The following is a 7,485-nucleotide window of genomic DNA, read 5'->3' on the forward strand; positions in this document are numbered from 1 at the left end:
AGAAAAGGCGTTGGCGGGCTGTTTCTGGATCACCGTCCAAGGCCTTCGAGGCCAAGGACGGTGAAGATCCCAAAAACCCGGTTTCCGGTGGATCGCAAGGCTGCTCCGCTTAAGTGAACAGCATTACCGACTGGTTCGGGGTTTTTTGTTACCTACTGGATGATGGCCATCCTGCTTTATGTAGGCGCTGCCGCAAGAGAGGCGGCGCAGGAGGGATTTCTGCGCAAAGCTCAGGTTTGTAGTCTCGGGCTGTAAGCCTTGGCTTACTCTTCCGTAAGTGTTCGTTATTTTTACAGGACGGCAGACGTCCATTTCTCGCAGCGCAAGTATTTAACCTATTGATTTATATGTTTATTTTTTAATATGAAGTGCTTATGACAGCCTGTTTTTACGTCCCGACCACGTTGCTCCGGGCTGGGAACTCTTTAATATCGGGGTTGTGTCGACGGACAGACACGCTCTTCAAGGATGAGGAGAATGGACATCGCAGGATGCGATTCATCAGGACGATGAAAAGGAACACAGGGAATAGGGAAAAAATGTGGGCGGGTCAAACCGCCCCTTTTTTTGCCCGCAAGAAAGCAAAAAGGCCCGTAAGGGCCTTTTCTTCGAGCGCGCGACAGATCAGCGTTCGAGGTCTTTGATCTTGCCTTTGACGCCATCCCACTCTTCGGCGTCCGGCAGCGATTCTTTCTTCTCGGTGATGTTCGGCCAGATTTCGGCCAGCTCGACGTTCAACTGAATGAACTCCTGCATCTCTTCTGGAACCTCGTCCTCGGAGAAAATGGCTACGGCCGGGCATTCTGGTTCGCACAGGGCGCAGTCAATGCACTCATCCGGGTGAATCACCAGGAAGTTCGGGCCTTCGTAAAAGCAGTCCACCGGACAGACTTCTACGCAGTCGGTGTACTTGCACTTGATGCAGTTGTCGGTGACGACGAAGGTCATTTCTAATTCTCTCCTCAGGCGGCGGCAGCGTTGCCCCTTCACGGTTGGGGTCGCCAGGTTCGGGAGCGATGCCTGCTGGCCAGGCTATTAGCCAGCAGCATCCCAAACCGCGCGAGATTCTAACAGCTTGAAGCCGTTTGCGTTATATCCGCTTCTTCAGTGCTTATATCCGGTTCTTCAATGCATAGAGCATTTCGAGCGCACGACGCGGGGTCAGGTCATCCAGATCCAGTTTAGCCAGCTCATCGAGTACCGGATGCGGCAGGCTGGCGAACATGTCGCTTTGCTGTGGCGTCGCCGGTTTGCCCTTGGCAGCAGGTTTCGGCGCTTCATGGGGCAAAGCGGTTTCTTCCAGTCGGCTCAAATGCTCGCGGGCACGCACGATCACTTCACTCGGCACACCGGCCAATTGCGCCACTGCCAGACCGTAACTCTGGCTGGCAGGGCCGGGGAGTACGTGGTGCAGGAACACGATGCGTTCGTTGTGCTCGGTGGCGTTGAGGTGGACGTTGGCCACCAATGGCTCGGCTTCCGGCAACACGGTCAGTTCGAAGTAGTGCGTAGCGAACAGCGTATAGGCACGCAGATGGGCCAGGCGCTCCGCCGCAGCCCACGCCAGCGACAGACCGTCGAAGGTGCTGGTGCCGCGACCGACTTCGTCCATCAGCACAAGGCTGCGCTCGGTGGCGTTGTGCAGGATGTTCGCGGTCTCGCTCATTTCGACCATGAAGGTCGAGCGGCCGCCCGCGAGGTCATCGCTGGAACCGATACGGGTGAAAATGCGATCGACCAGCGACAGTTCGCAACTGGCGGCCGGCACGAAGCTGCCGATATGCGCCAGCAACACGATCAGTGCGGTTTGGCGCATGTAGGTGGATTTACCGCCCATGTTCGGGCCGGTGATCACCAACATGCGCGTGTTGTCGTCCAGGCTCAGGTCGTTGGCCACGAACGGCGTGGTCAGTACCTGCTCGACCACCGGGTGACGTCCCTGGGTGATGCGCATGCAAGGCTCGGTGACGAAGCGCGGGCAGTTCAGGTCGAGGTTCAGCGCACGCTCGGCGAGGTTGCTCAACACGTCCAGTTCAGCCAGTGCGCTGGCGGTGTCCTGTAGCGGTGGCAACTGGCTGATCAGATCTTCCAGCAGCGCTTCGTAAAGCATCTTCTCGCGCGCCAAGGCACGGCTCTTGGCAGAGAGGGCCTTGTCTTCGAACTCTTTCAGCTCAGGCGTGATGAAGCGTTCGGCGCCTTTGAGCGTCTGGCGCCGGATGTAATCCGCTGGCGCCGATTCAGCCTGCTTGCTCGGCAGCTCGATGAAGTAGCCGTGAATACGGTTGTAGCCGACTTTCAAATGGCTCAGACCCGTTCGGGCTTTTTCGCGGGCTTCCAGATCGATGAGGAACTGGCCGGCGTTCTCGCTCAACGATTGCAGCTCGTCGAGTTCGCTGTCGTAGCCGGTTTTCAGCACGCCGCCGTCACGTATGACCGCAGGCGGATTGTCGATGATGGCTTTTTCCAGCAACGCCGCCAGCTCCGGATAGGTGCTGGTGATTGTCGCCAGACTCTGCAGGTGCGGCGCTTCCAGATCGGTCATCGCCACTTGCAATTCAGGCAGGGCGCCAAGGGCGTCGCGCAGCCGGGCAAGGTCACGAGGACGCGCGTTGCGCAGGCCGATCCGCGCGAGAATCCGCTCGATGTCGCCGATTTCCTTGAGCTGCGGTTGCAGCTTTTCGAAACGGTAGCGATCGAGCAGACAAGTGATCGAGGTCTGGCGCGCCAGCAATACGGTCAGATCGCGCAACGGGCGATTCAGCCAGCGAGTCAGCAAACGGCTGCCCATGGCGGTCTGGCAGCGATCGACCACCGATTGCAGGGTGTTGTCGCGACCACCGGCCAGGTTGGTGTCGAGTTCGAGGTTGCGACGGCTCGCACCGTCCAGCACCACCGTGTCGTCGAGACGTTCGTGGCGCAGGCTGCGCAGATGGGGCAGGGCGGTGCGCTGGGTTTCCTTGGCGTACGCCAACAGGCAACCGGCAGCGCCGATGGCCAGGGTCAGGTTCTCGCAACCAAAGCCCTTCAGGTCTTGGGTGGAGAACTGCTGGCAAAGACTTTTCAGTGCTGAATCACGCTCGAAATCCCACGGCGCACGACGACTGACGCCACGGCGTTTTTCCGCTGGCAGGTCCCTTGGCCAGTCATCCGGGATCAGCAATTCAACCGGATTGATCCGCTCCAGTTCCGCGAGCAGGTTCTCCCAACCTTTGATTTCCGAGACGCTGAAGTTACCACTGGTGATGTCCAGTACGGCCAGACCGAACAGGCGCTCGTCACCCAGCAGGGCAGCGATCAAGTTGTCGCGGCGCTCGTCGAGCAGCGCCTCATCACTGACCGTGCCCGGCGTGAGGATGCGCACGACCTGACGCTCAACCGGGCCTTTGCTGGTCGCTGGATCGCCGACCTGCTCGCAGATCACCACGGATTCGCCAAGCTTGACCAGCTTCGCCAGATAGCCTTCCGCCGCGTGGTAAGGAATCCCACACATCGGAATCGCCTGCCCCGCCGACTGTCCGCGCGCGGTCAGGGTGATGTCGAGCAACTTGGCGGCCTTCTTCGCGTCTTCGTAGAAGATCTCGTAGAAGTCGCCCATGCGGTAGAACATCAGCTGATCCGGGTGCTGATTCTTCAGGCGCCAGTACTGCTGCATCATCGGAGTGTGGGAGGACAGGTCTGAAATAGCTTTATTCATCAGTGGTTTAGCTTTACCGTAAAAAGTGACGAGGCAAAAACGGGGTCGTTCGCATCTTCAAAATGGCGAGTGTTTGCCAGCGATGCGGCCCGTGAGTTGATTCAGTGGGGCCGAGTATGAAGTTTTTTTGAGGTGGATGCAGCAACGCACCGCCGCTTGGGTTGGCATTGTGTCCTATAGTGCCGAAAAGCTATCGAATGATCGGAATTCGAGGATTGCAGATCAGTTGAGGACGCAGCTTGGAAAAGTCAGAGGGCATCGACTCAGGAGCATCAGCGAGCGATTGTTACTACGATGCGGAAAAAATGACCCTCAACCGGGCGCGGCAGTCAGCGGTGCTGGGCAGCAATGAAAGTGACCTGCTGCTGGCCCTGATAGCCGGCGTGACCGATAAAGAACAGCTTATCTCCCGAGTCTGGGGGGAGCGCGGGCTGGTGATTTCCGACAGCAGTTATTACAAGACGCTGCACATGCTTCGCGCGCATTTTGCTGACGTTGGTTTGCCACGGGACAGTCTCAAGACTTTGCCACGCCGGGGCGTGGTGCTGTTAAGTGAAATCCGCTTGGTCAGCGCGCAGACTCAATCCTCTGAGTCGCCGCCTGCGCTGGTAAACGATGCTGAGCCATTCATCGTCGACGCCCCAACGGCGAAAAAGCCATTCAGTCGTTACTGGCGCTTCCTTTTGCCAGCGGTCCTGGTACCGGCGATTGCTCTTCCAGTCTTTTACGCTTACCTGGTGTTTAAAAAGCCAGCCGATCTGGAAGAGTGGAAACTCATCTGGCAAGAGGGCGAAGCGAAGTTGTATGTAGAAGAAAGTGAAAGATTGTCCAAAGATGATATTGTCAAGGCGCTCAGCGAGTTCGAACCACCGATTGTATTGTCCGATATCAACTACTATGTACGAAAACCACTCTCCCAATTACTGGTCAAGTGCATCAAGCCGGAAAGCAAGGGGGAGGCCATATGCGTGAACTACCAACTCGTTGGAAAAAAATAATCGCACTGTTTGGCGTCTCGTCTGTGTGCATCTTTGGTGCTCTTGTTATCAAGCATCTCTATTTTATTAATCGCGATATTCCGCGCGCACCCTGTTTTGCATCCGTCGATTTTGTCCATACTCATGATCATAAAGTTCGTTGGCATGGCGTTGGCGATATGACGATCGATTCAAGGGAGGGCGCTCTCTATGTGTACTACGTCGTCAAAACCCCTGAAGGCAAAGTCTATACCTATGATCGCAAGTTCGAGATTGCACTAACACATCTGGATACTTCCAGGTTTCTGTTCAAGACGCGCTCGATTGTAAAGTTTGACGCGGACACCGCCGGCGATGAACTTCCGTTCATGGAAAGAGGTTTTCAAGGTGGTATGGTGACGTTCAATTACTTCTCCGACACCGAGTATTACTACAATATCAATAACCTGATCAATGGCGTATGCCACGTCCCTCGCTAGCGCAAACCCGCGGCCTGCAAGGCCTCTGAGCGACTAAGTAAGACTGAGTAAGACGCCAGTAAGGCCTCGACGCCCCCCGCGTTGTTAATGTGATTCGAGTCAAGCCAACAGCCCCTGCGACTACCGGAGAGTCAGCCGCAGTGCGGCTGTTGGGTTGCTTTGAATAACATGATGATGTTTAAGCTGTTGAGGAACATTATAAATGCTCTGGTTTTGCGTGCGCAGTTCTCATGGGACCAGGTCTCCGGCCTGGAAGCGATCAATTGCAATAAATCGGGAAGGTATTGTGTTTGTGTCGGCGGTTATTGCTGGAAAAGAAAAGGATGTGAGTATTTCTACGTTGTTTGATCGCACTCCGGTTTTGCTTTGCTTCGATCATGTTTACGTACCAGTGGCGTGGATGGTTGAACACTTTCCTATTTGCAGAACTCGCTGTCGCGACATGATGATGGCGGCACTTTCTGGTGTGCAAGAAGCGTTAGATTGTCGTAGGGCATGGTCTCGGGTGAGCCACTTTCGTGGGCGCGTGGGAGAAAAAAGTTATCTGGGGTTTGTCTCATGAGATCGACCCTGCTCTGGAATCTGTCTCTGTTAGTTGGTGGTGTTTTCATCATCGATAGTTCTTGGGCTGGCGCGCGAGAAAGTTGTGTGCAGCGTCGTGCCGAACTTGTATTCCAAATTGAACGTGCTGATAAGGCGGACAATGTTTATCGCAAGTCCGGTCTGGAACAGGCGCTTGCCAATGTTGAGCGTTACTGTCGCGAGCCTTCTGTGCAGGATGACCGTTCGAGCACCATCGAAAAGGCCGAAGCCGAAGTACGGCGCAGGCAGAACTATCTGAAGGCCGCGCGTCAGTATGGCGATGTGAAAGTCATCAGGAAACAGGAAGCCAGGCTCGAACGAGCTCAGACAAAACTGCAAAAGCTCATGGATGAGTAAAGCGGCAATCACCCTCCAACAAACCGCAGCAGGTTTTCTTCAACTCTGCAATTCAGCGTGGTCATCAGTGACACTGGAAAATCGACTATGAAAAACATCCTTATCTTTGCTTCAGTCTTTACTTCTGCTGTGCTGATCTCCGGCTGCACTGCCACCGACTGGGTACATGCTGCCGGTGGCATCATGGGCGCCAAGGACGATTACGACAGGAAGGCCAGAACCGATCGACTTAAAAAAGCCAATGCTGCCGCGCGTCGCGTCAAAGGCTGATCACACGTTGGAGCCGGGCCGTTATTCAATGCAAAATGATGGCTCGGCAATATCATTTTGTAGCTGAATTCATATTTATGCGTTAATTATGCGAATTAGCATTTGTCTTCGGTAAAAACTTCAAGCACTATGCGCGTTATGCAAAAACGCAACGTATCCTCCGTCTTAAGAGCACTGCTCGACCAGCACGGGATCTCCCCCACGGAGCTCCACCGTCGCACCGGCGTGCCTCAATCCACTCTCTCGCGGATTCTCAGCGGGAAGATCGTCGATCCTTCGGATAAACACATTTCGAAAATCGCCGAGTACTTCAATGTAAGCACCGATCAGTTGCGCGGGCGTGCCGATGTTGCGCCGTCGGCCGGTGCCGCGCGTGATGACGTGCATGCGGAACTCAAGGACATAATGCTGTGGGACGACGACACGCCTGTCGATGACGACGAGGTGTCGGTGCCCTTCCTTCGCGAGGTTGAATTGGCAGCAGGATCAGGAAGATTCGTCATCGAAGAGAGCGAGCGCTCCAGCCTGCGCTTCGGCAAGCGTAGCCTGCGCCATAACGGCGTGCAGTTCGACCAGGCCAAATGCGTGACGGTGCGCGGCAACAGCATGTTGCCGGTGCTGCGTGACGGTGCCACGGTCGGCGTGAACGCGGGCAAGTGCGGCATCGGCGACATCATCGATGGCGACCTTTATGCGATCAATCACAACGGCCAGTTGCGGGTGAAGCAACTCTATCGTCTGCCTACAGGCATTCGCCTGCGCAGCTTCAACCGTGACGAACACCCGGATGAGGACTATACCTTCCAGGAAATCCAGGAAGAGCAGATCGTCATCCTCGGTCACGTCTTCTGGTGGGGCATGTACGCCCGCTAAGCAGATACCGGTCAGATAAAACCCGCCCATCGGCGTAATGCTGTTCACTTAAGCGGAGCAGCCTTGCGATCCACCGGAAACCGGGTTTTTGAAATCTTCACCGTCCTTGGCCTCGAAGGCCTTGGGCGGTGATCCAGAAACAGCCCGCCAACGCCTTTTCTAAGTTCCGCCAACCGTCTACCCGTCGCTGAAACAGGATTGGCCGCTGCCATCACGATCAACTGCACGGCGATGTACTGGCAAGCCGGCTTGA

Annotated in this window: 7 protein-coding genes and 1 pseudogene; 5 read left to right on the plus strand and 3 right to left on the minus strand. The window is 55.7% G+C overall.

Translation table 11 applies throughout. The features are described from left to right. Positions 1-624: 624 nt before the first annotated feature. The gene (fdxA, locus tag CKW18_RS29370; RefSeq protein WP_007908827.1) at positions 625-948 is read right to left on the minus strand and encodes a ferredoxin FdxA; all 324 of its coding nucleotides are present in this window, start codon (positions 946-948) and stop codon (positions 625-627) included. Between the two features lie 163 nt (positions 949-1,111). Continuing rightward, complete coding sequence (mutS, locus tag CKW18_RS29375; RefSeq protein ID WP_170947348.1) at positions 1,112-3,682, minus strand: DNA mismatch repair protein MutS; 2,571 nt, start codon at positions 3,680-3,682, stop codon at positions 1,112-1,114. 251 nt (positions 3,683-3,933) lie between these two features. On the opposite strand from mutS, the gene CKW18_RS29380 reads away from it, so the two are divergent. The 5 genes from CKW18_RS29380 (at position 3,934) to CKW18_RS29400 (ending at position 7,232) form a co-directional block, all read left to right on the plus strand. Next, the gene (locus CKW18_RS29380; protein WP_095191961.1) at positions 3,934-4,692 is read left to right on the plus strand and encodes a DNA-binding protein; all 759 of its coding nucleotides are present in this window, start codon (positions 3,934-3,936) and stop codon (positions 4,690-4,692) included. Then, positions 4,659-5,150 carry a hypothetical protein gene (locus CKW18_RS29385; protein ID WP_095191964.1) on the plus strand — a complete coding sequence of 164 codons (492 nt, stop codon included), beginning with the start codon at positions 4,659-4,661 and terminating at the stop codon, positions 5,148-5,150. The genes CKW18_RS29380 and CKW18_RS29385 overlap by 34 nt, the downstream gene beginning before the upstream one ends. A 558-nt stretch (positions 5,151-5,708) precedes the next feature. Next, positions 5,709-6,089 (plus strand): DUF1090 domain-containing protein, encoded by a 381-nt coding sequence (locus CKW18_RS29390; protein WP_095191962.1) that lies wholly within the window; start codon positions 5,709-5,711, stop codon positions 6,087-6,089. Between the two features lie 87 nt (positions 6,090-6,176). Next, positions 6,177-6,359 carry a hypothetical protein gene (locus CKW18_RS29395; RefSeq protein WP_007908822.1) on the plus strand — a complete coding sequence of 61 codons (183 nt, stop codon included), beginning with the start codon at positions 6,177-6,179 and terminating at the stop codon, positions 6,357-6,359. A 138-nt stretch (positions 6,360-6,497) separates the two neighbouring features. After that, complete coding sequence (locus CKW18_RS29400) at positions 6,498-7,232, plus strand: XRE family transcriptional regulator (RefSeq protein WP_095191963.1); 735 nt, start codon at positions 6,498-6,500, stop codon at positions 7,230-7,232. Positions 7,233-7,276: 44 nt separating this feature from the next. Here CKW18_RS29400 and CKW18_RS29405 read toward each other — a convergent pair. Then, positions 7,277-7,485, minus strand: a pseudogene (locus CKW18_RS29405) (IS4 family transposase); the annotation flags it as partial.

This window comes from Pseudomonas sp. Irchel 3E19, assembly GCF_900187585.1.
GTDB lineage: Bacteria > Pseudomonadota > Gammaproteobacteria > Pseudomonadales > Pseudomonadaceae > Aquipseudomonas > Aquipseudomonas baetica.

What these genes read in the sequence shown, in the direction of transcription:
- fdxA (WP_007908827.1), bottom strand. Translation starts at nt 948, where the DNA reads ATGACCTTCGTCGTCACCGACAACTGCATCAAGTGCAAGTACACCGAC.
- CKW18_RS29385 (WP_095191964.1), top strand. Translation starts at nt 4,659, where the DNA reads ATGCGTGAACTACCAACTCGTTGGAAAAAAATAATCGCACTGTTTGGC.
- CKW18_RS29390 (WP_095191962.1), top strand. Translation starts at nt 5,709, where the DNA reads ATGAGATCGACCCTGCTCTGGAATCTGTCTCTGTTAGTTGGTGGTGTT.
- CKW18_RS29395 (WP_007908822.1), top strand. Translation starts at nt 6,177, where the DNA reads ATGAAAAACATCCTTATCTTTGCTTCAGTCTTTACTTCTGCTGTGCTG.
- CKW18_RS29400 (WP_095191963.1), top strand. Translation starts at nt 6,498, where the DNA reads ATGCAAAAACGCAACGTATCCTCCGTCTTAAGAGCACTGCTCGACCAG.